The sequence below is a fragment of the Myroides oncorhynchi genome (assembly GCF_020905415.1).
Lineage (GTDB): Bacteria > Bacteroidota > Bacteroidia > Flavobacteriales > Flavobacteriaceae > Flavobacterium > Flavobacterium oncorhynchi_A.
Genome location: NZ_JAJJMP010000001.1, coordinates 1,642,162 through 1,667,934 on the forward strand (window position 1 = coordinate 1,642,162; position 25,773 = coordinate 1,667,934).

The 25,773-nt window shown below is 34.1% G+C and carries 18 protein-coding genes and 5 tRNA genes; 13 read left to right on the forward strand and 10 right to left on the reverse strand.

Annotation, left to right across the window (positions count from 1 at the left end):
• Position 1: 1 nt before the first annotated feature.
• From LNQ81_RS07280 to LNQ81_RS07290, 3 genes are read right to left on the reverse strand one after another with little or no spacing between them, the layout of a single operon-like run.
• The gene (locus LNQ81_RS07280) at positions 2-3,142 is read right to left on the reverse strand and encodes an efflux RND transporter permease subunit (protein WP_229945499.1); all 3,141 of its coding nucleotides are present in this window, start codon (positions 3,140-3,142) and stop codon (positions 2-4) included.
• Between the two features lie 3 nt (positions 3,143-3,145).
• On the reverse strand, positions 3,146-4,300 hold the full coding sequence (locus LNQ81_RS07285) for an efflux RND transporter periplasmic adaptor subunit (RefSeq protein WP_229945501.1): 1,155 nt from the start codon (positions 4,298-4,300) through the stop codon (positions 3,146-3,148).
• Between the two features lie 8 nt (positions 4,301-4,308).
• Positions 4,309-4,782 (reverse strand): GbsR/MarR family transcriptional regulator, encoded by a 474-nt coding sequence (locus LNQ81_RS07290; protein ID WP_229945503.1) that lies wholly within the window; start codon positions 4,780-4,782, stop codon positions 4,309-4,311.
• Positions 4,783-5,021: 239 nt separating this feature from the next.
• Between LNQ81_RS07290 and LNQ81_RS07295 the strand changes: the two genes are divergently transcribed.
• The 8 genes from LNQ81_RS07295 (at position 5,022) to LNQ81_RS07330 (ending at position 8,250) form a co-directional block, all read left to right on the forward strand.
• Positions 5,022-5,094 (forward strand) — tRNA-Gly (locus LNQ81_RS07295).
• A 39-nt stretch (positions 5,095-5,133) separates the two neighbouring features.
• Positions 5,134-5,206 (forward strand) — tRNA-Gly (locus LNQ81_RS07300).
• Positions 5,207-5,245: 39 nt separating this feature from the next.
• Positions 5,246-5,318 (forward strand) — tRNA-Gly (locus tag LNQ81_RS07305).
• A gap of 39 nt (positions 5,319-5,357) precedes the next feature.
• Positions 5,358-5,430 (forward strand) — tRNA-Gly (locus tag LNQ81_RS07310).
• A gap of 229 nt (positions 5,431-5,659) precedes the next feature.
• Positions 5,660-5,741: transfer RNA gene (locus tag LNQ81_RS07315), tRNA-Leu, on the forward strand.
• Positions 5,742-5,795: 54 nt separating this feature from the next.
• On the forward strand, positions 5,796-6,341 hold the full coding sequence (locus LNQ81_RS07320; protein WP_229945504.1) for a hypothetical protein: 546 nt from the start codon (positions 5,796-5,798) through the stop codon (positions 6,339-6,341).
• 112 nt (positions 6,342-6,453) lie between these two features.
• The gene (locus LNQ81_RS07325; protein WP_229945505.1) at positions 6,454-7,284 is read left to right on the forward strand and encodes a mechanosensitive ion channel family protein; all 831 of its coding nucleotides are present in this window, start codon (positions 6,454-6,456) and stop codon (positions 7,282-7,284) included.
• Between the two features lie 75 nt (positions 7,285-7,359).
• Positions 7,360-8,250, forward strand: a complete 891-nt coding sequence (locus tag LNQ81_RS07330) for a glycoside hydrolase family 25 protein (protein WP_229945507.1) — start codon at positions 7,360-7,362, stop codon at positions 8,248-8,250.
• Positions 8,251-8,727: 477 nt separating this feature from the next.
• Here LNQ81_RS07330 and LNQ81_RS07335 read toward each other — a convergent pair whose 3' ends face one another.
• Together LNQ81_RS07335 and LNQ81_RS07340 are read right to left on the reverse strand one after the other, a co-directional pair.
• The gene (locus tag LNQ81_RS07335) at positions 8,728-9,813 is read right to left on the reverse strand and encodes an ABC transporter permease (RefSeq protein WP_229945509.1); all 1,086 of its coding nucleotides are present in this window, start codon (positions 9,811-9,813) and stop codon (positions 8,728-8,730) included.
• 1 nt (position 9,814) lies between these two features.
• Positions 9,815-12,049 carry a carboxy terminal-processing peptidase gene (locus tag LNQ81_RS07340; RefSeq protein ID WP_229945511.1) on the reverse strand — a complete coding sequence of 745 codons (2,235 nt, stop codon included), beginning with the start codon at positions 12,047-12,049 and terminating at the stop codon, positions 9,815-9,817.
• Positions 12,050-12,232: 183 nt separating this feature from the next.
• Here LNQ81_RS07340 and surE point away from each other — a divergent pair, with 183 nt between their 5' ends.
• The 5 genes from surE to LNQ81_RS07365 all read left to right on the forward strand — a co-directional run bounded on the left by surE (position 12,233) and on the right by LNQ81_RS07365 (position 17,269).
• Positions 12,233-13,000: a 5'/3'-nucleotidase SurE gene (gene surE / locus LNQ81_RS07345; protein ID WP_229945513.1), complete on the forward strand. Its 768-nt coding sequence runs from the start codon at positions 12,233-12,235 to the stop codon at positions 12,998-13,000.
• Positions 12,988-13,281, forward strand: a complete 294-nt coding sequence (locus tag LNQ81_RS07350; RefSeq protein WP_229945515.1) for a hypothetical protein — start codon at positions 12,988-12,990, stop codon at positions 13,279-13,281. The genes surE and LNQ81_RS07350 overlap by 13 nt, the downstream gene beginning before the upstream one ends.
• Positions 13,282-14,400, forward strand: a complete 1,119-nt coding sequence (gene lpxB / locus LNQ81_RS07355) for a lipid-A-disaccharide synthase (protein ID WP_229945517.1) — start codon at positions 13,282-13,284, stop codon at positions 14,398-14,400.
• A gap of 29 nt (positions 14,401-14,429) precedes the next feature.
• Positions 14,430-15,065, forward strand: a complete 636-nt coding sequence (locus LNQ81_RS07360; protein WP_229945520.1) for a C40 family peptidase — start codon at positions 14,430-14,432, stop codon at positions 15,063-15,065.
• 176 nt (positions 15,066-15,241) lie between these two features.
• Positions 15,242-17,269 (forward strand): ComEC/Rec2 family competence protein, encoded by a 2,028-nt coding sequence (locus tag LNQ81_RS07365; RefSeq protein ID WP_229945522.1) that lies wholly within the window; start codon positions 15,242-15,244, stop codon positions 17,267-17,269.
• 16 nt (positions 17,270-17,285) lie between these two features.
• On the opposite strand, the gene LNQ81_RS07370 is transcribed toward LNQ81_RS07365, so the two are convergent.
• The 5 genes from LNQ81_RS07370 to LNQ81_RS07390 form a co-directional block, all read right to left on the reverse strand.
• Positions 17,286-17,738 (reverse strand): thioredoxin family protein, encoded by a 453-nt coding sequence (locus LNQ81_RS07370; protein ID WP_229945524.1) that lies wholly within the window; start codon positions 17,736-17,738, stop codon positions 17,286-17,288.
• A gap of 19 nt (positions 17,739-17,757) precedes the next feature.
• Positions 17,758-19,866 (reverse strand): peptide MFS transporter, encoded by a 2,109-nt coding sequence (locus LNQ81_RS07375; RefSeq protein ID WP_229945526.1) that lies wholly within the window; start codon positions 19,864-19,866, stop codon positions 17,758-17,760.
• Between the two features lie 726 nt (positions 19,867-20,592).
• A complete protein-coding gene (locus LNQ81_RS07380; protein WP_229945527.1) occupies positions 20,593-22,230 on the reverse strand; it encodes an MFS transporter in 1,638 nt (545 codons plus the stop codon).
• Between the two features lie 176 nt (positions 22,231-22,406).
• The gene (locus tag LNQ81_RS07385) at positions 22,407-23,945 is read right to left on the reverse strand and encodes a peptide MFS transporter (RefSeq protein ID WP_229945529.1); all 1,539 of its coding nucleotides are present in this window, start codon (positions 23,943-23,945) and stop codon (positions 22,407-22,409) included.
• 38 nt (positions 23,946-23,983) lie between these two features.
• The gene (locus LNQ81_RS07390) at positions 23,984-25,753 is read right to left on the reverse strand and encodes a peptide MFS transporter (protein ID WP_229945530.1); all 1,770 of its coding nucleotides are present in this window, start codon (positions 25,751-25,753) and stop codon (positions 23,984-23,986) included.
• Positions 25,754-25,773 lie beyond the last annotated feature (20 nt).

Genomic DNA, 25,773 nt, shown 5'->3' on the forward strand with positions numbered 1-25,773 from the left:
ATTATTCTGACTTGTGCTCTACGAATTTAATCGGTTTAATTTTTTCTTGTAAGTACTGGAAGATAGCATAAAGTACAGGAATTACGAATACTCCTAATATTGTACCAATCAATAGTCCAAATGCAGCACCAGTACCGATAGATCTGTTACCAACATCTCCAACACCTTTAGCAAATACTAATGGCATCATACCTAGAATAAAGGCAAAAGATGTCATTAAGATTGGTCTTAAACGAGCTTTAGCACCGTTTATAGCAGACTCTGCTATTGATTCTCCATGTTGACGTCTTTGTAAGGCGAACTCTACAATAAGAATAGCATTCTTGGCAAGAAGTCCTACCAACATGACCAGTGCAATCTGGAAGTAAATATTATTTTCTAATCCCGCATATTTCTGTGCAATGAAAGCTCCCATGATACCTGTAGGCAATGATAAGATTACTGCTAAAGGCAATAAATAACTTTCGTATTGTGCAGATAATAAGAAGTAAACGAAAATAATACATAAAGCAAAGATCATTACAGTTTGGTTACCAGAACTAATTTCTTCACGAGATAGACCTGTAAAGTCAATTCCATAGTCTGCACTTAAGGTTTGTGCAGCTACTTCTTGCACTGCTTTAATTGCATCCCCAGAACTGAATCCTGGTTTAGGTGCTCCAGCGATGTTAGAAGATGTAAATAAGTTGTAACGGTTTACTGATTGTGGACCATATACTTTTTTCAAATCTACAAACTGAGTTACTGGTGCCATTTCTCCAGAAGCTGTTCTAACATAGATTTCGTTTAGACTGTTTTTGTCAGATCTGTATTCTGGTAGTGCTTGAACCATTACACGGTATTGTTTACCAAAACGAGTAAAGTCAGCTGCATATATACCTCCAATGTAACCTTGTAAAGCAGAGAATATATCACTTACTAATACTCCTGATTCTTTTGCTCTAGGAATATTAAGATCTAGTTCGTATTGTGCATAGTTTGTATTAAACGAAGACTGTGCATACATAATCTCAGGACGTTGCATTAATGCTCCAAGATATTCTTTTGATTTTTGGTCAAAGTCAGTAAGCGCACCTCCTGTTTTGTCTAATAATTTCATCTCAAAACCTGAAGACATACCAAAACCTGGTATACTTGGAGGTTGGAAGAAAATCATTCTAGCATCTTGGAATTGAGTTGCTGCGATACCAAATAAGTTTCCAATAATAGCATCTGTAGCTAATTCTGGGGTAGTTCTTTCTGCGAAGTCTTTTAATTTGATCATCGCCATACCATAGTTAGAACCTTGTCCATTGATGAATGAGAATCCAGATACGATAGTTACTCCTTCTACTCCTGGGATTTGTTTAACTACTTTAGAGAACTCTTTTTGTAAACTTGTTACACGATCTTGAGAAGCCCCAGCAGGTAATTCAATATTACCCATAATAAATCCACGGTCTTCATTTGGAACGAATCCACTAGGCATTGTTTTAGATGAATAATAAGTTATTCCTAAACAAGCAATTAAGATTAAGAATGTTACCCATTTGTGTTTTAATAAGAACTTAAATGAGTTACCATATTTATTCGTTAAACTATTAAATCCTGCATTAAAAGCATCAAAGAAACGTTGAACAAAGTTTCTTTTCTTTTCTTCGTTATGATCATGTTGTGTTAAAAATAACGCACATAGTGCAGGACTCAAAGTCAAGGCATTAACAGCAGAAATTAAAATTGCTACAATAAGTGTGATACCAAACTGTTTATAGAATACCCCTGTTGGACCAGGTATAAATGTTACTGGAATAAAAACGGCAGACATTACAAGAGTAATGGAGATAATAGCCCCTGATATTTCATTCATGGTATTTAAACTCGCTTCTTTCGCATCTTGCCCAGTTTCTTCCATTTTAGCATGTACAGCTTCTACTACAACTATGGCATCATCCACCACAATACCAATAGCTAATACTAGTGCGAACAATGTTAACAAGTTAATTGAGAATCCAAATACACTCAAGAAGAAGAATGTTCCTACAATGGCAACTGGTACAGCAATCAATGGAATTAATGTAGAACGGAAATCTTGTAAGAAGATATAAACTACTACGAATACTAGTAAGAAAGCTTCTATAAGGGTGTGAATTACTTTACTAATAGAAGCATCTAAGAACTCGTTAGTGTCCATTAATACAGTATAATTAACACCTTCTGGGAAAGTCACCTTCATTTTCTCAAGTTCAGTATGCAAGTTCTGAATAATTTCTTGCGCATTAGAACCTGGAGTTTGGTAAATCGCCATTGCTACTCCTGGATATCCGTCCTGTTCAGAACTACCTACATAAGACATAGCGCCTAACTCTATTTTAGCCACATCTTTTAAGTACAATACTTGACCATTACCCAAAGATTTTACTACGATGTTTTCGTATTGGTCTTGAGTTTTGTATTTACCACTATATTTAATTACATATTGGAATGCTTCAGCGTTGTTTTCACCTAACTGACCTGCAGCAGCTTCCAAACTCTGTTCGTTTAATACTCTAACTACGTCAGATGGTACTAAACCATAAGCTTTCATCTTAGCTGGATCAATCCAGATACGCATTGAATAGTTACGAGAACCAAAAGCAGATGCATCTCCAACACCACTTACACGTTTAAGTACAGGAATAACGTTAATATTCATGTAGTTCTGGATGTAAATAGCATCGTAGTTAGGACTTGTCGAATAGAAAGACAAGAACATTAATGCACTTGTTTGTTGTTTCTGTGTAGTTACTCCTGAACGTGTAACCTCTGCTGGTAAAAGAGGTGTAGCACGTGCCACACGGTTTTGTACGTTTACAGCAGCGATATCTGGGTCAACACCTTGTTTGAATACAACTTGTATACTAGCACTACCATCATTCGATGCAGTAGATGTAATATAGTCCATGTTTTCTACCCCATTCACCTGTTCTTCGATAGGAATAACAACAGATTGCATTACTGTCTCAGCATTTGCCCCAGGATATGAAGCAGCAATCTGTACGGTAGGAGGTGCAATATCTGGATATTGCGTCACTGGAAGTACTGTTAACCCCAGTACCCCTAGTATTACTATAAGTATAGAAATAACTGTAGATAATACAGGTCTTTCAATAAATGTTTTTAACATACTTTAGAATGTTGATTTGATGTCTTCGTTAATTTTTTCAAATTTCTCAGGTACTGGAGTTATAGGTGATCCACTACGTAGTGTACCTAATCCTGTACCAATGATTTTTTCACCTTTTTTGACACCTTCTTTTACGATTGCCAACTTGTTGATTCTATCGATTACTTCGATCTTAGTAGCTTTAGCTGTATCGTTTGCTACAGTATATACATATACTTGACCTTGTTGTTCGAATGTAGCTGATTCTGGAACGACTAATACATTAGTATATTCGTTAGGAAGTAATAATGTACCACTATTACCATTTGCTAGCAATCTGTTAGGATTGTTAAAAGCTGCTCTTAACTGTACTGTACCTGTCGTAGGGTTAATCTGACCTGAGATAGTCTCGATTTTACCAGACTCATCATACACTTGTCCATTAGCTAACTGTAGTTTTACAGTAGGTAAGTGACTTAATTTCTCTTTTAAAGACTTTCCATCTATTTTTTCTAAGAAATCGAAGTATTCTTTTTCGTTAAGAGTAAAGTAAGCAAATACATCACTGTCATCAGACACCACTGTTAATGGTTGTGGGTCACTAGGGCTTACTAAAGCTCCTTCACGGAAGTTAATTTGACCTACAATACCATCGATAGGACTTTTTACTACAGCGTAGTCAATATTAGCAACTATACTTTTGTGTTGCGCTTTAGCATTAGCTACTTGACTTTTTGCACTAGCTAAATTCGCTTCAGCAGTCTCTAACTGGATTTTACTGATAATCCCTTTAGTTACAAGAGGTACCAACTTATCAACGTTTACTTGAGCAACATTTACTTGAGCTTCAGCTGTTCTGATTGCTGCCTTAGCCGCATCAGCACTTTCGTTTAAAGTGTTGGTCTCAAGTCTAAATAGAGGTTGTCCCTTTCTAACGATTGCACCTTCGTCTACATAAACTTCTTGAATGTACCCCGCTATTTTAGCACGAACGCTACTAGCAACTTTCCCTTGAATAGTAGTAGGGTAGTTTTTATAACCTGTTACATTTTGAGTAGGTACTTCGATTACTTTGTAAGGTAATGCTTGAGGCCCTCCTTGTTGTTGATCTTTGTTTCCGCATGACGCTACAGTGATAGCGATTGCAGCGAAAGTGATCGATTGTAAATAACGTTTCATATAATTACTTAATTTGTACTTTTTAATTTTTCTATTGTATCTCCGATGTGATTCTTGCTTTTTTCTAAATGGTTTATGTATAGTTCCATTTTATTATTGCAGTTGTTTGCTTTTAAGGTACCTTCATCAACACATTTGATTAGTCTTAGGCTTAAAGCATGTTCTCGTTCTAAGACATCTCGTATTATTTGTAATCTTAAAGTCATATAATTAGGGTTTAACCTAAAAAACCTTTTTCTTTCATCAATTTTATTGAAATGCTCAATCTGATTATTTGATATTAGCAGATTCAAACTAGTAGAAACTGAACTCTTACTTGCATTTAATCTTTCAACTAACTCATCAAAAGTCACGCCATCTCTGTTATTATTAAACATGATGTATGTATATATCTGTGCTGTGAGAGGTGACAGATGGTAAACAAGCTCATGATGTGCACAGAAGTCTTGGAATAAATCTACTAAATCTTGGTCGTATTGCATTATATGTTAAAATTTTAATGAAGCAAATATACGGTTAGTTTTGTAATTACCGAACCAACCAAACTTAAAAGTTTCTTAATTATTTAGATGGCATCTATATAATAAGTTTTTAAACTTGTTGTTTTTTCCATCTATTTGATTATCTGATAGAAAATGGAGTATCCTATGCTGTTTGAAAAAAAAACACAAAAAATGCTTGCGTATAGTTTGAAAATAGCATTATATTTGCATCCACAAAAGCGGAAGTAGCTCAGTTGGTAGAGCTCCAGCCTTCCAAGCTGGTTGTCGCGAGTTCGAGCCTCGTCTTCCGCTCTGCATAAACCTGATGTAGGTTTTAAAAGCACATCAATTGCGGAAGTAGCTCAGTTGGTAGAGCTCCAGCCTTCCAAGCTGGTTGTCGCGAGTTCGAGCCTCGTCTTCCGCTCTGTATAAACCTGATGTAGGTTTTAAAAGCACATCAATTGCGGAAGTAGCTCAGTTGGTAGAGCTCCAGCCTTCCAAGCTGGTTGTCGCGAGTTCGAGCCTCGTCTTCCGCTCTATATAAACCTGATGTAGGTTTTAAAAGCACATCAATTGCGGAAGTAGCTCAGTTGGTAGAGCTCCAGCCTTCCAAGCTGGTTGTCGCGAGTTCGAGCCTCGTCTTCCGCTCTGCATAAACCTTAACATTAGTTAAGGTTTATTTGTTTATACTAATTCTAAAATTCACGAGTGGATCTTAAAATATTTAGTATTAATAAATTATGTTTTATTGAGCAACTGAGGGAAATAGATAAAATAATTATTGGTCTTTTTTTATCATAGAGCTTGTAATTAAATAATAAAAAGCATTATATTTGCACGTCTTAAAGAGGTAGTTATCATATCTCTTACCAAATACGCGGGTATGGTGAAATTGGTAGACACGCCAGACTTAGGATCTGGTGCCGCAAGGTGTGAAGGTTCGAGTCCTTTTACCCGCACAGTAAGCCTCTTCGATTGAAGAGGCTTTTTTTATGTCTTTAAAATTCTTAAGTATGAGATCCTTAGTATTGACCACCCTAGTTGTTATGGTTATTAGTTCTTGTGCTAGTAAACCTTCTAAAAATGTGATTACAAATTTACTTCCTAATTCTACAGAAGGTATAATTGTGGGTACTATTAGCGTTGAGATGAAATCTCCTATTTATAATAGCTATTTTTTCCATTATAATAAAGTGTTAGAAGATAGCTTCGATGTTTATGAAAGTAGAATTTGGATTTATCCTAACCAAATGATAAAAAAGAAGCATGATGCAGATTATGTAGACGGCAGTAAAGCTGTTTATCTATTCTCTGTAAAAGAATTTGCTGGAAATTATCAATTTTCTTTGGTCAAATTTAATGATAATGCAGCTCCAATTTACTTAAAGTCATTTGAGAAGACATTGGATTTTCCATTCGAAATAAAGAAAGGAAAAGTGACTTATTTTGGAGAAATATATCTAGATACGAATAATGGTATTATTGAGAAAAATGATATGAGCGATAGAGATCTTAAATATTTTGGAGAAAAGTTTCCTAATTTGAATATTGTTGAATAGTCTTGTTTTTGTATTAAATTACATACTTGTATCAAGGATATCTTATAGTGATGTGACTTTTGAGATATTAAAGGTCTAAACTGTGGTATCTTATATTAATTAATATTTAATAATGGATTTAAAAAACCTTTTTTCTACTGTATTAGAATATGAGTTATATGCTAGTAAGTCTATAACTATCACTATTGGTACACTGTTGTTTATCGCTTTTACGTTAATGATTACTAATGTAGGATTAAGATTGTTAAGAAAAGCATTTATTCGAACAGCTACTCCTGATGTAGCAGCTCGTTTAAGGAGTGTATTTAACTTTATAAATTACTTCATTTATCTTATTATGTTCTTTTTTATTTTGAACGTAGTAGGGATTAATATAAGTATGTTTTTAACTACTTCTGCTGCTTTATTTGTTGGTCTTGGTTTTGCATTGCAAGATATCTTTAGAGATTTAATTGCTGGCATTTATATCTTATTTGATAAGACGCTTAATGTGGGTGATGTAATTGATGTTAAAGGTGAAGTTGGAAGAGTTAGAGCGATTAATCTTAGATGTACTATTGTGGAGACACGTAATCTAAAATCAATAGTTATTCCTAATAGAAAATTGATTGATGATATTATGAGTAACTGGACTCATGAAGATCCTGTTGTACGTGCAAAGATTGAAGTCGGAGCTTTTATAGGGACAGACGTAGAGTTGGTTAAATCTGTATTGCTATCTTGTGTAGAGAATAATGAAGAAGTATTAAAAGATCCTCATCCAATTGTGTTTATTGATAGCTTTGGAGAATCATCTATTCGTTTCTACTTGTATTATTTTATAGATAATGCATTCGACAATGATCGTATAGCGAGTAGTATTCGCTTTGAGATAGATAAGAAGTTTAAACTTAATAGTATTGAACTACCTGTACCTGTATTGAAGTTAAATAAGATAGAATAATTTGATATAACTTATCTGTGTGTATTCATCTGATAAGTCAATAAAAGAATTATTTTTGTTGCTTTATATCGTCAAATGGCATCTAATAAATCAAACTCAAATCCTATGTCAGCTGTGGGAGCTAGACCTAAGAGGAAAACTCCTATTAAACGTAAACCTACAAAGAAAAATGAAGGTAATACTAATACTTGGAATCAGATCAAGTGGGTCGTTATTATAACTTTTTTTGTAGGAATAGGTATTTGGTTTGGTATTAGTTTTAAAGAGGGTATTCGCTATTTTTTTAATGGAGATAGTAAGATTGAAGGTAAGTCTCTTTTTGATGTGCGGACAGTTGAAGTCTTGAATAGACATAATGATATGTTAGTTGGGTTTGATGTTTCTCATTACCAAGGAGTGATAGATTGGAAAGTTGTTGATTCAGTTGCTGGTAAAGCATCATTAGATTTTGTATTTATTCGCGCTACTATGGGGAAAGATGGAAGGGATAAAGCGTTTAAATTAAATTGGAAAGGAGCTAGAGCAAATCATTTTATACGTGGGGCATATCACTATTACCGTCCTGACGAAAACTCTACTGAACAAGCTGAGAACTTTATAAAAAATGTCAAAATATCTGAGGGTGATTTTCCTCCTGTTTTAGATATCGAAGATATGCCTAAAGAGCAGTCTATGGAAAATCTTAGAAAAGGTCTTCAGAACTGGATTAAACTTGTTGAGACTCATTATAAGGTAAAGCCTATACTTTATTCTGGAGAGAATTTTTATACCCATCATCTTAAGGAATGGTTTCCTGATTATGTTTTATGGATTGCTAATTATAATTTTTTTGTAGAAGAGATTAAACCCGAGTGGCATTTTTGGCAATTTACTGAGAAAGGAATAATCGAAGGAATTGACGGTAAAGTGGATTTGAATATTTACAATGGAAGCAAAGCTGATATACGAGATCTATTAGTGCCATAAAATAGCTGTTATCTTAATGTGATTATTTAAAAAGACATTTGAGATAAAATGCACAGGATAATCCTTAAATAGCAGGATATCCTGCCGCTTATATAAATAACAAATTATGAAATCTATTCTTTTAGGAATATATCTGTAGAGAAGAGGGGGGACACGCCTTTTCTTGTGGTTTACTTGCACTTTTTTTGCACCTTTCTTGGTGAAAAACCTCTTCTTGGCAAGTAAATCCCTAGGAACCCGCTAACACTCCCCTAGAAAGCGCAAGCCAAACGCTATTTTGTCGTTCATAAACATTTTTGACTCAATTTAGAGAAAATAAGATAAAGAAGTATTTTAGACTAATTATATGTTCCTTAGCTAATAATTAAATTTAAGTACAATAATAAGCTTTTTTAAGCGCACTGAAGTGTGTGTGTTGATATTTTTATAAAAGGAATATTCTTAGTGTGAACATTCCTTTTATAAAAATATCAATAATTATTTTCTTACGTCTAGTGCGTCTCTAAGAGCATTTCCTATTAACATAAAACTTATTACTAGAATAAACATAGCGAAACCTGGTAAAAGGGCTAGATATGGTTTACCTAATAGTATGTAATTATAGTTTTCTTTAATCATGGCTCCCCAGCTTGGAGTAGGTACTTGTGTTCCTAATCCTAAGAAGCTCAAGCCACTTTCGACTAGTATTGCTGAAGCAAAATTAGCTGCTGATATTACAATAACAGGAGCCATACAGTTAGGAAGGATATGTTTAGTGATAATTCTAAAGTTAGAATAGCCTAAAGCATGTGCTGCTGTAACATATTGTTGTTCTTTTACACTGATTACTTGACCTCTTACTACACGTGCGACTTCTACCCACATGGTTAGTCCTACAGCAATGAATACTTGCCAGAAGCCTTTTCCTAACGCTAGTGTAATGGCTATTACTAATAGGAGAGTTGGTATAGACCAAAACACATTAATTAACCATAGAATAAAGGCGTCTATTCTACCACCAAAGTAGCCTGCTATTGCCCCTAATGTTATTCCTATAGCAAGTGATATCATTACAGCTACAAAGCCGATAGATAATGATACACGTGCCCCTATAACTAGGCGACTTAGATAATCTCTTCCTTGGTTATCTGTCCCTAACCAGTATTTTTTCTCTTTAATGATATTAGATTCTTTAGTATTGCCAAATTGACTTAAGGCAATTTTCTTCACATCTTCTAATTGCGGTTGGCTACTATAGTTTATATAATAAATAGTGTCATTCTCTATCTTGTAGGTTGAGATAGGTATAAACTTAGTAGCTTCTTCCTTTCCGAACCATAGTTCACTCCACGTCCTATTAATAGTAGTTGGCATAACTATAGAAGTAACTTTGAAACCAGGAGACTGTGATCGGAGTGCTAGATCTCCTGCATTTGCATTCTTAGAATCGTCAGGTATGAAGTAGTAGGCAAATGTAGCAATTACAGTCATACAGATTATTATCCAAAAACACAAAACGCCCCAAAAATCTTTTTTGAATCTTTGGAGCGCAATTTGCGTATATGATTTGCTTGAATGAGACATTCTATAATTTAGAATTCAAGGTGTTTTTATCACCACTTACTTTGTGAATTTTCTTAGTGTCTAAGTCTTTCAAGATTTTAACACCTTCCTCGATGTAGATATCACTGTTTAGCATTTCATGCCAGCTGTCTCTCTTGCTCTTAAGTAAAGTGTCTTTTTCTATACGTGCTAATTCACTAGGAAGAGAAGAGAATTTAAGACTATTTTTATATTTTGAAATAGCTTTGAATTTCTTCGCTTTTTCTTCTACTTCTTTTTGTCTGGCTTGATATTTTTCAAGGTTTAAAGAGAATTGCTTTTCGTCTTTTCTTTCGTTAATCCACTTTGCATTTTCATCTATTAATTTGAACTGCTCGTTAATAGCGATACGCTCTTTACTAGACTTGATTATACTAGAGAAATCATTGTTGTATGGAGTATATACAGCTCTGTCTATTTTATCCCAAGGCATAGCGTTGTCCATATCTCTCTCTCCCATATCGATATAAGAGTATCTGTCCGGTAATATGATGTCGCTCAATACTCCTTCACGCTGAGTAGATCCCCCATTAATACGGTAGAACTTCTGTAATGTTACTTTTAGTGCACCTAGATCGCCATAAGGTTGTTTTCTCAATAAGTCGTTTAGCGTTATTAAGTTTTGAACCGTTCCTTTACCATAAGTGTGTTTACTACCGATTATTACTCCGCGTTTATAATCTTGAATAGCAGCAGCAAATATTTCAGAAGCAGAAGCAGAGAAGTTATTTACTAGTACTACTAATGGACCTTCCCATACGATAGGCGTATCTTTATCATCTAATACTTTTTGTTTGCCTCTAGAAGATTTCACCTGTACTACAGGGCCTTCTTTAGAGAATAGACCTACCATCTTAATAACAGTTTCTAGTGATCCACCACCATTGTTTCTAAGGTCCATGATGATACCATCGATATTCTGTTTTTTAAGTTCTTTGATTTCCTTCTCTACGTCAGTAAAAGCATTACGACTATCTTTGTTCTCAAAATCGATGTAAAATTTAGGTAAGTGTATAATACCATATTTTTTATCGCCATTTTCGATAACGCTAGATTTAGCATACGTCTCTTCCATTTCGATAACTTCACGCATAATAGGCACAACTTTAATAGTTCCGTCTATTTTTTTCATTGTTAAGTAAACCGTTGTGTTCTTTTTACCTTTAATTAACTTAACTACATTATCAAGGCGCATACCTACTATGTCAATAGGTTCTTCATCTTTAGATTGAGCTACTTTAAGAATGATATCTCCTGTCTCAATTTCTTTACCTCTCCATGCTGGACCCCCTGGTACAAGTTCATTGATTTCGACTCCTTCAGGTTTCTTTCTTAATACCGCACCTATGCCTTCGAAGCTACCACTCATGCTAGCATCAAACTTCTCTTTGTCCTCTGGAGCAAAGTAAAATGTATGTGGGTCAAAACGTTCTACAATAGAGTTAAGATAGATAGAGAACCAGTCTTTTCGTTCTAGATCATTTAGTACGTCGAAGTATTCGTCAAGTGATTTTAAAGCACTCTCACGAGCTTCTTTTTCTAGCTGTTCAAAAGACTTTTTCTCAATAGGTTTTTTGTCTTTTTTCTTTTTGCTATCTTTTTTATCTTCAGTAATGATAGGGTCACCAAACTCATCAACTTCTTCTTCAACAGTATCTTTACCTTCTTGAATTTTTAGGTTGTCTGTCACTGTAGAAAGTACATTTAGCTTTAATTGCTTTGCCCAACGTTCTTTTAATTCAGCAGTGTCTTTAGCGTATCCAAGATTATCATAATCAGCGTCGAATGTATCCTCTGACTTGAATTCAAAAGGCTTGTCTAAAACTTCAGAATAAATTCCTTTAGCTTCTTTCATACGTTGAGTGATACGTTCATAAGTCAAATTAAAAAAAGAAAGTTCTTTTAATTGTATCATGTCGTCTATCAGATATTCGTATTTAGAGAACTCTTCTATGTCAGACTGCAAGAAATATCTCTTCATTGGGTCTAGTGCCTTCAAGTACTCTTTATAGACAGTAGCCGAGAACTTATCATCTATCTTCGCTGGTGAGTAGTGTGTGTTTTCTAATATATACGTTATTAACTCTAATAAGAGTTGGTCTTTCTCAGGGGTTTCTTTCTCTTGCTTAGGCATAAAACTCCATAGAAGAGCCGACACTCCGATAAGTAGAAGTATAACCTTATAATTTCTTTTCATAAATAGCTTAAAAGTATTCATTAATTAGTTTTGAACTAAAGTAGTTAAAAAAGTAGGTATTTGTATAGGCAAGTCGATAATTATTTGTTAAAACACATAATTAGCAAAAAAAACGCAATTGTTTACTCATGATTAACAGGTAATATTACTGACTAAATGACATATAATCCTTACATTAGCGAATGTAATTAAAAAAAATAAACGATGCAAAAACCTTTGATACTTGTTACCAATGATGATGGTATAACGGCTCCAGGTATGAGAGCACTTATCAGCGTGATGAAAGAGATTGGAGAAGTAGTAGTAGTGGCTCCTGATAGTGCACAATCAGGAATGGGGCACGCAGTTACAATAAATAATACTTTGACTTTAGAAAAGGTTAATATAGATCCAGAAATAGAGATTGAATATGCGTGTTCAGGTACACCAGTAGACTGTGTGAAAATTGCTCTAGGACAAATATTGGATCGCACACCTGATTTATGTGTTTCGGGTGTAAATCACGGATCAAATTCTTCTATTAATGTTATTTATTCAGGAACCATGAGCGCAGCTTTGGAGGCGGGTATGAGTGGTATACCAGCCATAGGGTTCTCCCTATTAGATTTTAGCTGGAGTGCTGATTTTGAACAAATAAAACCGTATATTAAAAAAATAACGATAGAAGCTTTAAAACACGGTATCCCAAAAGATGTTGTCTTAAATGTAAACTTCCCCAAATTATTAACTCAGGATATAAAAGGTATAAAAGTATGTAGACAAGCTAAAGCTACATGGGTAGAGAACTTTGATAAACGTGTAAGTCCTCATGGCAAAGAGTACTACTGGTTAGTAGGAGAATTCGTCAATCAAGATAAAGGAGAGGATACAGATGAGTGGGCATTGAGAAATGACTATATTTCTATTGTTCCTGTTCAGTTTGATTTGACAGCACATCAAGTATTAGAAAGAATAAATAGATGGGATCTATAGAGATGAAAGATAAAGTACTGAACGTCTCTTTAGGATTTATAGCAGGAATTATTGCTACTATCATAGGTATAGAGTTTTATCTTTTGTTATTTACTAATTATGAATTAGTAGGAGACTATGAGTTTATTGCATCTATCGGATTGATAGGTAGACTTACAGCAATTGGGAGCCTATTTAATTTGTTATTATTTACTTATTTTATTAATCGCAAGTTAGATTTGTTAGCGATAGGTTGTATTTTAGCGGTTATAATTTTAACTATAGTAACACAAATAGTGTAGATGAAATATTACATAATAGCAGGTGAAGCGTCGGGAGATTTACATGGATCTAATTTGATGCGTTCTTTATATAAAAAAGATCCTGAAGCTAATATCCGTTTTTGGGGTGGAGATTTAATGCAAAATGTGGGAGGTAAACTTGTCAAGCATTATAAGGATCTTGCATTCATGGGGTTTGTAGAAGTGGTACAAAATCTAGGCACTATTCTGCGTAATATTAAGCAATGTAAGAAAGATATAGCGACTTTTAAACCCGATGTATTGATCTTTATTGATTATCCAGGGTTTAATATGCGTATAGCTAAGTGGGCAAAAAGAATGGGAATACAAACTCATTATTATATCTCTCCTCAAATTTGGGCTTGGAAAGAGAGTCGTATTAATGATATTAAGCGAGATATTGACTTTATGTATGTTATTCTTCCTTTTGAAAAAGACTTTTATGAAGGTAAGCATAACTTCCCCGTTACATTTGTAGGTCATCCATTAATAGATGCTATTGAGAATTATCGTGTTCAAGAACAAATAGACTTTAAGTTAAAGTATAATTTAGACGAGAGACCAGTGATTGCCCTGCTGCCTGGAAGTAGAAAACAAGAGATAAGTAAGCTATTAAATGAGATGTTATCTGTGGTTCACCACTATCCACAATATCAATTTGTCATTGCAGGTGCTCCTGGACAAGAAGCTACTTTTTACGAATCTTTTATAAAAGATCAGAATATTTCATTTGTTTTCAATGAAACGTATGCTTTATTGAATATTGCGCATGCAGCATTAGTGACATCTGGTACAGCTACCTTAGAGACAGCATTGTTTAATGTTCCACAGGTTGTGTTGTATAAAGGAAACCAGATTTCATACGAGATAGCAAAGAGAATCATTAAGTTAAAGTATATTTCTTTAGTCAACTTAATTATGGATGATGATGTGGTTGTAGAGCTTATACAAGGTGATTGTAATGCTAAAAGGATAGAAGAAGAATTCGCAAAAATCATAGAAGGCAAAAAAAGAAATGACATTTTGTTAAAATATAACAAATTAATTCGTAATTTGGGCGGTGAAGGGGCGAGTGATCATACTGCCACTGAAATAATAAACAATCATGTAAAAAACTAGATTACCCAACGACCACCAAAACAGAAATTATGAAGAAGTTTACATTTTTATTAATCGCCATTCTGGGGCTGACCAGTGTGCAGGCGGTACAAGCAAAACCGAGTAAGTCAAAAACACATAGTGTTGCTAAGAAACCTGTAAAGAAGAAACCAGTCACAGTTATAGCTGAGAGTAGAAGTGTAGATGCTGACATTCAGAGTGATATAGATGCGCTGTTAGGTACAGATATACCAGAAGAAAACAGAGCTATTAAGGTTGAGTCAAGTGATTTGACAAGCCAAGTACTTAGCACGGCATTTGATTATCAAGGTGTACGTTATAGATATGGAGGAATGAGTAGAAGTGGAATAGATTGTTCTGGTTTAGTTTCTAATGCGTTCGGAGACACGAACATTAAACTTCCTCGTAGTTCAAGTGAAATGGCTCAAGTAGGTGAGACTGTAAGAAAATCTGAAGCTCAAATAGGAGATTTAATATTCTTTAAAACACGTGGCAATAGGATTAGTCATGTAGGTATTATCACGGAAGTTCTTAGTGATGAAATAAAGTTCATTCATTCATCAACGAGTAGAGGGGTAATAGTTTCTTCTACAAAAGAAAATTACTATAGTAGAACATTTGCTCAAATCAATAGAGTTTTTACTGATACTGAAAGTTTGAACTAAACAGTATCAAATATCAAGAGATAGATAGTTCGTCTTAATAAAAAATCTGCTTAAGTTATATAATATAGCTTAAGCAGATTTTTTTTATTGTATAGTTGTGAGTTGGCTATATTAAGATAAGGTTATTATTCATAATTTGACAATTAGTGGTAAGCATATTGTTGTTTAGTTTTTATATGAAGCCACTTAAAATCTCCTTTCTATTCTATTCAGTATTCTTATTTATAGGAATATATATAGATTATCCTATTCGCTATTGTGTTGCAGTAGGTATTATAATTATTTTATTGACAGTACTACTAGGAAGTGCTGTGAAGAAGTTCTTTATCTATCCTACTTTATTTCTATTCTTAAAAGATGTAGCAGTATTTGGAATTCTTTTCTTTTTTGTAGGAATTAGTTTTAAAGGTATTGTGGAAGTACAACATAATGAAGTATTAGAGAAGTTGGAAACCTATGTTGTAGAACAAAAGAAAGTGACGGTAGATGCCGTGATAACTGAAATAGTAAAAACTAAAGAAAGTAAACGTTTTTTGGCTGACTTAGTTAGAGTTAATGATTCACTTATTAATGGTAAGATTTCACTTTATTTTAATTCTAGTCAATATGAACTAAAAGTAGGTGATGTTATAACGTATTATAGTACTATTAAAAGAATAACTCCTCCTAAGAATATTGGGCAGTTTGATTACCAAAAATATATGAAAGGGAAGGAGGTCTATGTACAGAGTTATGTCAATGAATATGTTTTTATAGGTACAACTTCTAATTGGCGATCTAAGGTGTTAGATTGGAGAAGAAAACTTATGGAGAAGATTCATGCTCAGGATTCATCGCTCCATGAGCCTTCTAAGGCACTTTTAACGGCTTTATTGTTAGGAGAGAAATCTTTTATAGAGGATGATAGAATAAGTCAGTTTAAAGAAGTTGGAGTTATGCATGTACTAGCTATCTCAGGTTTGCATGTCGGGCTTATCTATTTGGTGCTGGTGAAAGTGTTCTTTTTTATACCTAGACGCTTTAGATGGGCAGTGGTAATAGTTTCTCTATGGCTTTTTGTTTTTATTTCTGGATTTTCGCCTTCTGTATTTAGAGCTGTATTTATGTTTAGTATGTTTACTATTTGTAAACTTATAGGAAGAGATCAAACCTTAGAGCACAATATTGGATTAGCTCTTTTTTTTAGTTTATGTATTTACCCTTATTGGGTATATGATATTGGTTTTCAACTTAGTTATTTAGCTGTTATTAGTATTGTTTATTTTCTTCCTTTGTTTAAAAACCTTTATGCTAAGAATATAATAATGAAATATATACAAGGGATTCTATATGTTTCGATAAGTGTACAGATTGGTCTTGTGCCACTTCAGTTATATTATTTTCATCAGTTTTCTTTTCTTTTTCTAGTTGCTAATCTTGTGGTAATCCCTTTAATCACTGTGTTAGTTGTTTTAGGGATTGTATATTTAATGTCATTAGGAGTTTCTTTTGTCTCTGTTTGGATAGGAAGGATTTTTAATTTTTTTACGGATATTATTTATTTGTGTGTAGAGTATATTAGTAGGAGAGATTACTTTTCATTTAACCAAGTTAAACTAAGTGATAGCTTGTTCTCAACTATTATAGGTATTATAGTATTGATGACACTAGCTTACTATCAGAAAAAGGTGAGGTATGTAGTAATTGCCCTACTATTATTAGTTGGTTTTCAATTGACGATTTTGTTTCAAGAAGAAAAAACGACCAATATTGATCGAGAAGTAATTGTGCCTTATCAATCTTCTAGTAGAAATAGAATGACTGTGTGGCTTAGGGAAGGTCAGGATCTAAATATAATAAGTAATCAATGGGATACAGTGAGTAGATCTATTTATGACCTTAATAAGTATAAGGACGAATATGCTATTAGTAAATCGAGATATCATCAAGTAGAAGGAATTATTCCTATGCAGAATAAGACACTATTAATTCTTAACTCTGACTATATTGATTATATTTTACCATTTAGTACTGAGATTGTTTTAATAGCACAACATCCTAAGATAAACTTTGAGAGAATGCTTATTATGAACAAACCAGAGCTTGTTATTTTTCACAACTCTGTCCCTTTTTGGTTTAAAAAGAAGTGTATCACTCTATGTCTTAAAAATAATATCCCTTTTCACGATATATATGAAAAGGGATATTGGTCTTCTTTATTATAGTTGAATACAGACTAAGTTATATTTTGCTTAATAGCTGTTGAGGAGTCTGATATCCTACGATTACCTTAGGTGTATCACTTTTAGTGTTGAAGATAATCATAGAAGGATATCCTGGGACTCTTAAGTACATAGTGAAGTCATGTGTAGCATTTCTGCCTTTTCTTTCACTGTTGTATCCAGGATTAGTGTACTTCGTACCTTTATAGTTTATTTCCTCATTACCCTCAGCATCAAATTTAACTGCATAGTAGTTCTTGTTGATATGCTCGATTACTTTAGCATCGCTGAAGGTATTCTGGTCAAGCATTTTACAAGGGCCACACCAATCAGTGAAAGCATCCATAAAGATAGGTTTAGCCTCTTTTTTTTGTGCGGCTATAGCTTCATTAAATGTCATCCATTTTATTTCTTGAGCATTAGCTGTTAATCCTAAGAAAGTAATGGTAAGTAATAAAAACAGTTTTTTCATACGTCTTTTAATATTGATGTTATTTGACCCCGTGCATCAGTTTTTTAAGCACCGGATTTAAAGCAATAACTAACAAGCCAGCTACAATAGGTACTACAGTGAATATCAAAAAGAATACTGATAATGAGTATTGCTCAGTGATGGTCTCGATCTGACCTCCTAATTTTGCAGCTAAATTGTTTCCAATTGCGATGGCAAGATACCACATTCCAAACATTAGTGCAATCATTCTAGCTGGAACTAATTTAGAAACATACGATAATCCCACAGGAGAAGAGAATAATTCTCCTAATGTATGGAAGAAATAAGCAAAAACTAACCACATCATAGAAACTCTTGTTCCTTCTGTAATACCATGAGAACCATACGCTAGAACTCCAAATCCAATAGCCATAATGATTAATCCCAATCCATATTTTATTGAGGCTGGAGGATTAAATCTAGAGTCCCATAGTTTAGAAACAATAGAGGCTAATGCGATAATAAAGAATGAGTTAAGTATAGAAAACCACGATGCCGTGATTTCTACTTGATTATCCTTGATCTCCGTGATTTCAGCTTGTACTATCTCAGGTTGTTTTTCTGCTTTAGAAAACTCAGCTATTAAATATTCTTTTTTCTTAGTATCTAGAATATTAAAATTACCTAACTCTTCATAGATTTCTACTTTATCACCTTTTGCTAATACATCTAATTGCGATACAATGGCTGTATGTTTTACGACATTGTCTCCCTCTTTAGGTAAGTTGGCTGCATGTATTGCTTTATAATCATAAGTCGGCTCATTATGTTTGTCTAAAATAGGCTTTCCTTCTTTATCTACTTTTTGGATTTGGATAGCTTCATACGTTAATTCATAAGCATGTGATGACCAGTCTCTGTTTAGCATCCAGATGGCTGCACCCCATACTCCTACGAATGTGATCGCTAGGATGATATTAGAGAATAAAGCTTTCTTGATTGTTTGTTTTGCAAGAAGTATCAGTACCCATGATATAATTAGTAATGGTACTACTGTTAGCAATGTATTGAAGATATTAAATAATAATGCCTTATCTCCCGATAGAACTCTCTGAGTATTATCGCGAGCGAAAATAATTAATGAAGTAGCTCCTTGCTCAAACGACATCCAAAAGAAGATTGTGAAGAACGCAAATATGATAACAGCGATCATACGATCTCTAATTACTTTTGTATATCTTAGGATTCGAGAGATAATTAACCATAATAAGATTAATAGTCCTGCTACAACAACAACACTTTTTCCATCCACTCCAAAGATCTGCTCTGGGAATAATCTGATTTTACCTACAATATAAAAAGCATCACTAAAAGCATATAGAAAGCCAATGATAGACGTAATCACTATAAGAATATAATCTACTGTAGTAAATGGATTGCGCTTAAGATCTTCTTTTTCTTCCTCTGTTAAATCTTTAGGGTTAACAGTGTCTTCTACTTTAACTTCAGTGCTTTTATTAGGTACATCACCGATAGCTCCGAAGATAGGTTTAGCAAACCAAAATTGCAATGTTCCTAATAACATAAAGATACCTGCTAGTCCGAATCCGTAGTGCCATCCGATGCGTTCACCTATATATCCACATAACATCATACCGAAGAATGCACCAGCATTAACTCCCATATAGAAAATTGTATAAGCACCATCTTTTTTTTCTGGAAATGACTTATACATTTCTGAGAGGATAGAAGTCATATTAGGTTTAAAGAATCCTGTACCTACTACTAATAATATTAAACCTAAGTACATAAAGAACTCTGTCTCGAATGTCATAGAAGCGTGACCTAGAGTCATGATTAGTGATCCTATCACTACTGCCCAGCGGTATCCGATATATTTATCCGCTAATATTCCTCCGAAAATAGGTGTTATATATAATAACATAGCATAGGTAGCGAAGATAGCTCCAGCATCTACTACACTCATTTCCCAACCAGGGTTAAGTCCAATTACGGACATTGTTAAGAACTGTATAAGTAATACGCGCATCCCATAAAAAGAGAATCTTTCCCACATCTCTGTAAAGAATAGAACGAAGAGTCCTGAAGGATGCCCTAGAACTTTGCTGTCGAAGAAATTCGGCTGGGCAGAAGTAGTGTTTTCCATAATTGTAATTAATGTCTAGTTAGTGGTTTAATTTGTTGAAATTATGATAACAACAAAATCATAAAGGCTAAAAATAGTAAAATAAAGTTAAGTTTCTTTGCTTGTACAAAAAAAATAGCTTAATTCTATTAGAAGAATAGTAATAGGAATGCGTTTTGTTTGAATATTATCAGTAGTAGATTTGTTCTTTATGGTTTTTTTGTGGAATAAATATACAATGAGGCTTTTTAGATTGTTATTCGTATAAATTTCTAAGTGTGATTTTTTTATTATCAAAGTAGTGGAGCTATGCATAAACGGTATTTCGCTATGAAAATTCTTGGCCACTTTAGAATACATGTCTATAAACAACAACTATGTATTTATTTTTAGGTATTTAATTTTTTGTCAAAAAGGCTATATTAGCTTGTGTCTTCTCAATCCCTATGATATTCAGCCTCTACTCTCAGGTACTCGAAAACTTCTCGTGTATTAACTGTAAATTAGTTCACTAGAGAAATTATTAACGTAGAATTTATGTAGTATTGATAGGTGACTTACGACTACCTTAGAATTCGGCTTAAAGTGTAATTGAATCTAATTTGGAAAAAGGAGATATTTAATTCTTAAAATAGAGAAGAAGGTAGGGAAGCTTTCAAAAAAGACAGCTGTTCAGAAACAGTAGTATTAATATAACAAAAGCGCCTTAGTTTCCTAAGACGCTTTTGTTATATTATAAGTGTATTGTTATAATTTTTTTCTTTCTAATGGACGGATAACTAATCTGTCATAAGCTATCAATGTGATGACAGAGAACATACCGATTCCAAAAATAATATACCATATTTTATTTGGATTGTAAGTGTTCCATAACATATCGACCATATCCCAGTGAGACATCCCTAGTTTCTGTTCTGCTAAAGCAAAATATTCGTTCTTAGAAAAAGGAAAGTGAACTTGACTAATGTCAATACTTTTTGTAGAAGCATACTCTTTAAACGATATAGCAACTTGTTGCCAGTCTACTGAGTTTGCTTTTAGATTAAACTGTTTTTCAAAAGCAGATAATGACATGTTTAGTATTTTAGCTCCTTGTTCCATAAACTGTTCATGTGTTACTACTTCAGGCATCTCAATATTACGAGTACCCATCTCACGTTTTAGTAACGATAGTTTATCAGACCAAGATTGGTATAAACTTCCAGAGATAACACTCGTCACAAAATAACTTGCTGCTACAGGTAAGAAATATGTACCTTGGTATAGCCCTTCTTTTCCTTTAGGTGTAATTAATGCAATGAATGAAGATACAGTGGGGCTAGACATCATCTCTCCTACAGAGAACACCATTGTACCTACGATGGTGAAGATAGGGTTATGTGTGTAGAATGTTAGAGCAATACCAATACTTGCAATTACAGCTCCTCTGATTACTGCATTAATATGTCTCATTTTAGTTACAAAATATGAGATACTAATCTGACAAATAATGATCATAAATGAATCAATATTAGTGAACCACTCTGGTTTCACTTGTCCATCTTGTGTCATTAATGTTCCTAATAAAGGAATGTTGTTGTTAAGCCAATTACTGATAGCTGATGAGTTAACCCAATCTTCGATGAAGTTAGGTAACGTATTGAATAGTTGGTTAAACATCGTCCAGAAACCAACCATTAATAATAATAATATACCTAAACGAACGTCTTTTAATGCTTCAAAAATACCAACTATAGAGTCTTTGATTGCTTTACCAATAGAATCTTTCGGTTTCTCTACCTTCGGTTCTTTATAGAATAAAAGTAAAATCACTAGGTTTATAGCGATAACTACTGCTGCCTGTATAAAGATAATCTTCCATCCATAGGTAGTACGAAGTCCTGATGACATAGCTGGGCCAATAAATCCTCCGATGTTTACCATCATATAGAAAATACCGAAACCTAGTGTACCAGTGGATTCGTCTGTGTTACGAGCTACGATAGCAGAAGCAACAGGCTTAAAGAATGCAGCTCCAATGGCTACAAGTAAGAATACCATATATACACTCCAGTAACTACTTACTTCTCCTAGGAGATAGTATCCCGTAATCATAATGATAAAGGCGATAGTTAACGATACTTTATATCCGATACGGTCAGCAATAACCCCAAATACTAATGGAAGAAAGTATAGAATACCTACAATGTTCCCCATAATATTTCCTTTCTGTACGTGGTCAAAACCAAGACCTCCAGTATCTGTAGAACCTACTAGATATAGACCTAATAGGGTGTATATTCCATACCAAGCCCAGCGTTCCATCAGCTCCATAAAGCTGGCTATCCAGAAGTTTTTGTTAAATGAAGTTAAGGTTTGTACGAATGATTTATTATTCTCAGACATAGTTTTAAGGATAATTTAAATTGAGTAGCGTAAGGTAGTCTGTATAATTTATTTAGCCAATGTTTTTTTATTGTTTTTATAGCTAATCAAGTATAAATCTATATAGATAGTTTTCTTTAAATTAAAAAGCGCCTTAGTTACCTAAGACGCTTCTGTATAGTAGTGTAGATAGTGGACTATCTAACTTCTTGCATTAGTTTTTTCATTAATGGAGAAAGTGCGATTAACACTACCCCTGCGATTACTGCATATAGACCTAAGTCTTTATATCCATCTGTATAAGATAGTAATGCATCATAGTTAGGATGGTTACCAGTAGCTATTTCTGAACGATCTTTAGCCATAGCAGCTCCTAAAATACCTGCTACATATTGTCCGTAAGCACTAGCAAGGAACCACATACCCATCATCATTCCTTGTAAGTTAGCTGTCGATAGTTTAGTCATGATTGATAGACCAATAGGTGACAAACACAGTTCTCCAAGAGTAATGATTAATAAGGCAAATGTAAAGAAGTCTAAAGAAGTCATACCTGCAGCATTAGCAAATAGTCTAGTAGCAAATAAAGCATAATATCCAGCTCCAAGTAAGATAAAACCTAAACCGAACTTCATTACTGTATTTGGTTCTATTTTCTTTTTAGCCATCCAGATCCATAGTAGACCTAATATCGGAGCAATGAAGATAATAAAGAATGCACCTCCTGAGTTATTCACACCATTTGGGTCTAAATGCATCCCTAATAAATCAGAGTTTAAGTTCTTAGCAGCGAAGATACTTAGTGATCCACCAGCCTGCTCATAGATACCAAAGAATAGAATAGAGAAGAATATAAATACTAGAGCAGCGATAATTTTCTTACGCTCAGCACTAGTCAATTTTGTCATCTCATAAAATAGATAGATTAATGCTAATGGTCCTACTGTGTACATAAAGTATGCAGTATAGTCTGTATTGTCAATCATAAAGACAATTACAGGAACCATGGCAAAAGTCAAGATATAAGTTCCTACTTCTTTCCACAGAGGCATTTTAGATTCAGTTCCATCTTTAGCAACTTCCATTGGTTGTAGCCCGATAGGACCTAGATGTCTCTTCGTAAAGATAAAGTTGATTAAACTGATTAACATCACGAATGCTGCTAATCCGAAAGCAACACTCCAACGGTGTGCCTCGCCAATAGAATCTTGGAATAGATGACCTTTACCAATAGCAATACATAAGTAGCCTCCGATTAGAGCTCCTAGGTTAATACCTGCGTAAAATAGTGAAAATCCAGCATCCGTGCGTTCATCCCCTTTTTTGTATAAATACCCTACCATAGTAGAGATATTTGGTTTAAAGAAACCTGTACCTATTACAGTAAATGCAATACCTATAAAGAAGTAATCATGAGGGTTTATAGCAAGAATAATACTACCTAAGATCATCATTGAGCCTCCCCAGAATAGAGATTTACGGAAACCTAATATTTTGTCTGCAAAAATCCCTCCTAGGAATGTAAATGCGTAAACAAATGCTTGTGTTGCTCCGTACTGTAAGTTAGCTTGTGCTTCTCCAAAATTTAGTTGGTCAATCATAAAGAAAACCAACATACCTCTCATTCCATAGAAGCTAAAACGCTCCCACATTTCTGAGAAGAATAAGCTCCATATTTGCTTCGGATATTTACCGGAGAAATTCTGAATCTCTTCTAATGTCTGTGTTTGACTCATTTTTTTATTAATTTATTATTGTGCAATGCACCGTGTTCTTATCGAACACCGTGCATTAGTTTTTTCAATAATGGGTTTACTAACATTACCAGGATTGCAGCAGCAGCTGGTATTAATGTAAATAAGAAGAAGAAGTGACTAAGAGAGTACTCTTCTTTAATGTTTTCAATTTGTCCCCCAAGGATAGCTGCAAATTTCTGTGCAATAGCTAACGCTAAATACCACATACCAAACATAAATGCAAGCATCTTACCTGGTACTAATTTAGAAACATAAGACAGCCCTACAGGTGAGATAAATAATTCTCCTAAGGTATGGAATAAGTACGTTAATATTAAGAATATAATCGACATTTTTACCCCGTCAGTAGCTCCCATAGATCCTAACCCTAAGATTAAGAATCCTATAGCTACAAATATTAATCCAATACCATATTTGAATGCTGCTGGTGGATTGTATTTAGAGTCCCATAATTTAGACACTGTAGATGCTAATGAAATAATAAAGAATGAGTTTAAGATAGAGAACCATGAAACCGTAATTTCTGATACTTCTTTATTAAATTCTGCATTTAGCATATAGATTGCCATTGCCCAAATACCTGCAAAACAAATGAATAATATAATATTTGACATCGCTATCTTAGACCATGTAACTTTAGCTAACTTGATTAGAACCCATGATATAATAAGCAATGGGATAATTGTTAGACATGTATTGATAATGTTGAAAGCCATTAATGCTGTTCCTTCTAATGATCTATCTACGTAATCTCTTGCGACTAACACAAGTGAAGTGGCACCTTGTTCAAAACTCATGAAGAAGAACATTAAGAAAAATGCTAACAGAATAACTGCAAACATTCTATCTCTAATGATTTTACCATAACGTAGAATACGAGAAATAACTAAGTATAGGAAGGTAATAAGCGCTATAATAGCCATTATGTTTTGACCTCTTAATGCTGCTGTGTCAAGTGGTGCAAATAAGTCAAATACTCCATTTTTAGATAACGGGTCATTGAATGCATATAGTAAACCAATTACAGATACTACTCCAATTAGGATATAATCGATTAATGTATAAGGGTTTTTAGTGTCCTCATCCTCTTTTAGTTGTTCTGGAGTTTTAGTTATTGTTGTATCTACTTTCTTAAGTTCTCCAAGGTCCCCTAATAATGGCTTAGCTAACCAAAATTGGATAGTACCTAGAAGCATAAAAATACCAGCTAATCCAAATCCAAAATGCCATCCTTGTGTTTCTGCTAAATATCCACAAAGCATCATTCCGAAGAATGCACCAGAGTTAACTCCCATGTAGAAAATAGTATAAGCACCATCTTTTTTGTCAGGTAAGGTTTTGTACATTTCTCCTAAGATTGAAGGCATATTCGGTTTAAAGAAACCTGTACCAATCACAAGACATGCAAGTCCAACAAAGAACCATAGTTTAGAGATCCCCTCAGCTGCCATCGATGCGTGACCTAAAGTCATGATGATAGCTCCCACAATAACGGCCCAACGTGAACCGATGTATTTATCTGCAATAACTCCTCCTAGAATAGGTGTAAGATATAATAACATAGCATAAGTACCATATAAAGCACCTGCTTGTTCTGCTGACCATCCCCATCCTGAGAAAGCATCTCCAAAGATAACTTTAGCTGTTAAGAATTGGATCAATAAGACTCTCATTCCGTAGAAAGAGAAACGTTCCCACATTTCTGTAAAGAACAGAACGAAAAGACCTGCTGGGTGACCAAGCACCTTTGATTTAAACAAGTCTGAGTTAGCTGTTTCTGCTGACATTTAAGTAAATATTAGTTGTT

Coding starts and splice junctions, on each gene's coding strand:
- LNQ81_RS07280 (WP_229945499.1), bottom strand. CDS start 3,142: ATGTTAAAAACATTTATTGAAAGACCTGTATTATCTACAGTTATTTCT.
- LNQ81_RS07285 (WP_229945501.1), bottom strand. CDS start 4,300: ATGAAACGTTATTTACAATCGATCACTTTCGCTGCAATCGCTATCACT.
- LNQ81_RS07290 (WP_229945503.1), bottom strand. CDS start 4,782: ATGCAATACGACCAAGATTTAGTAGATTTATTCCAAGACTTCTGTGCA.
- LNQ81_RS07320 (WP_229945504.1), top strand. CDS start 5,796: ATGAGATCCTTAGTATTGACCACCCTAGTTGTTATGGTTATTAGTTCT.
- LNQ81_RS07325 (WP_229945505.1), top strand. CDS start 6,454: ATGGATTTAAAAAACCTTTTTTCTACTGTATTAGAATATGAGTTATAT.
- LNQ81_RS07330 (WP_229945507.1), top strand. CDS start 7,360: ATGGCATCTAATAAATCAAACTCAAATCCTATGTCAGCTGTGGGAGCT.
- LNQ81_RS07335 (WP_229945509.1), bottom strand. CDS start 9,813: ATGTCTCATTCAAGCAAATCATATACGCAAATTGCGCTCCAAAGATTC.
- LNQ81_RS07340 (WP_229945511.1), bottom strand. CDS start 12,049: ATGAATACTTTTAAGCTATTTATGAAAAGAAATTATAAGGTTATACTT.
- surE (WP_229945513.1), top strand. CDS start 12,233: ATGCAAAAACCTTTGATACTTGTTACCAATGATGATGGTATAACGGCT.
- LNQ81_RS07350 (WP_229945515.1), top strand. CDS start 12,988: ATGGGATCTATAGAGATGAAAGATAAAGTACTGAACGTCTCTTTAGGA.
- lpxB (WP_229945517.1), top strand. CDS start 13,282: ATGAAATATTACATAATAGCAGGTGAAGCGTCGGGAGATTTACATGGA.
- LNQ81_RS07360 (WP_229945520.1), top strand. CDS start 14,430: ATGAAGAAGTTTACATTTTTATTAATCGCCATTCTGGGGCTGACCAGT.
- LNQ81_RS07365 (WP_229945522.1), top strand. CDS start 15,242: ATGAAGCCACTTAAAATCTCCTTTCTATTCTATTCAGTATTCTTATTT.
- LNQ81_RS07370 (WP_229945524.1), bottom strand. CDS start 17,738: ATGAAAAAACTGTTTTTATTACTTACCATTACTTTCTTAGGATTAACA.
- LNQ81_RS07375 (WP_229945526.1), bottom strand. CDS start 19,866: ATGGAAAACACTACTTCTGCCCAGCCGAATTTCTTCGACAGCAAAGTT.
- LNQ81_RS07380 (WP_229945527.1), bottom strand. CDS start 22,230: ATGTCTGAGAATAATAAATCATTCGTACAAACCTTAACTTCATTTAAC.
- LNQ81_RS07385 (WP_229945529.1), bottom strand. CDS start 23,945: ATGAGTCAAACACAGACATTAGAAGAGATTCAGAATTTCTCCGGTAAA.
- LNQ81_RS07390 (WP_229945530.1), bottom strand. CDS start 25,753: ATGTCAGCAGAAACAGCTAACTCAGACTTGTTTAAATCAAAGGTGCTT.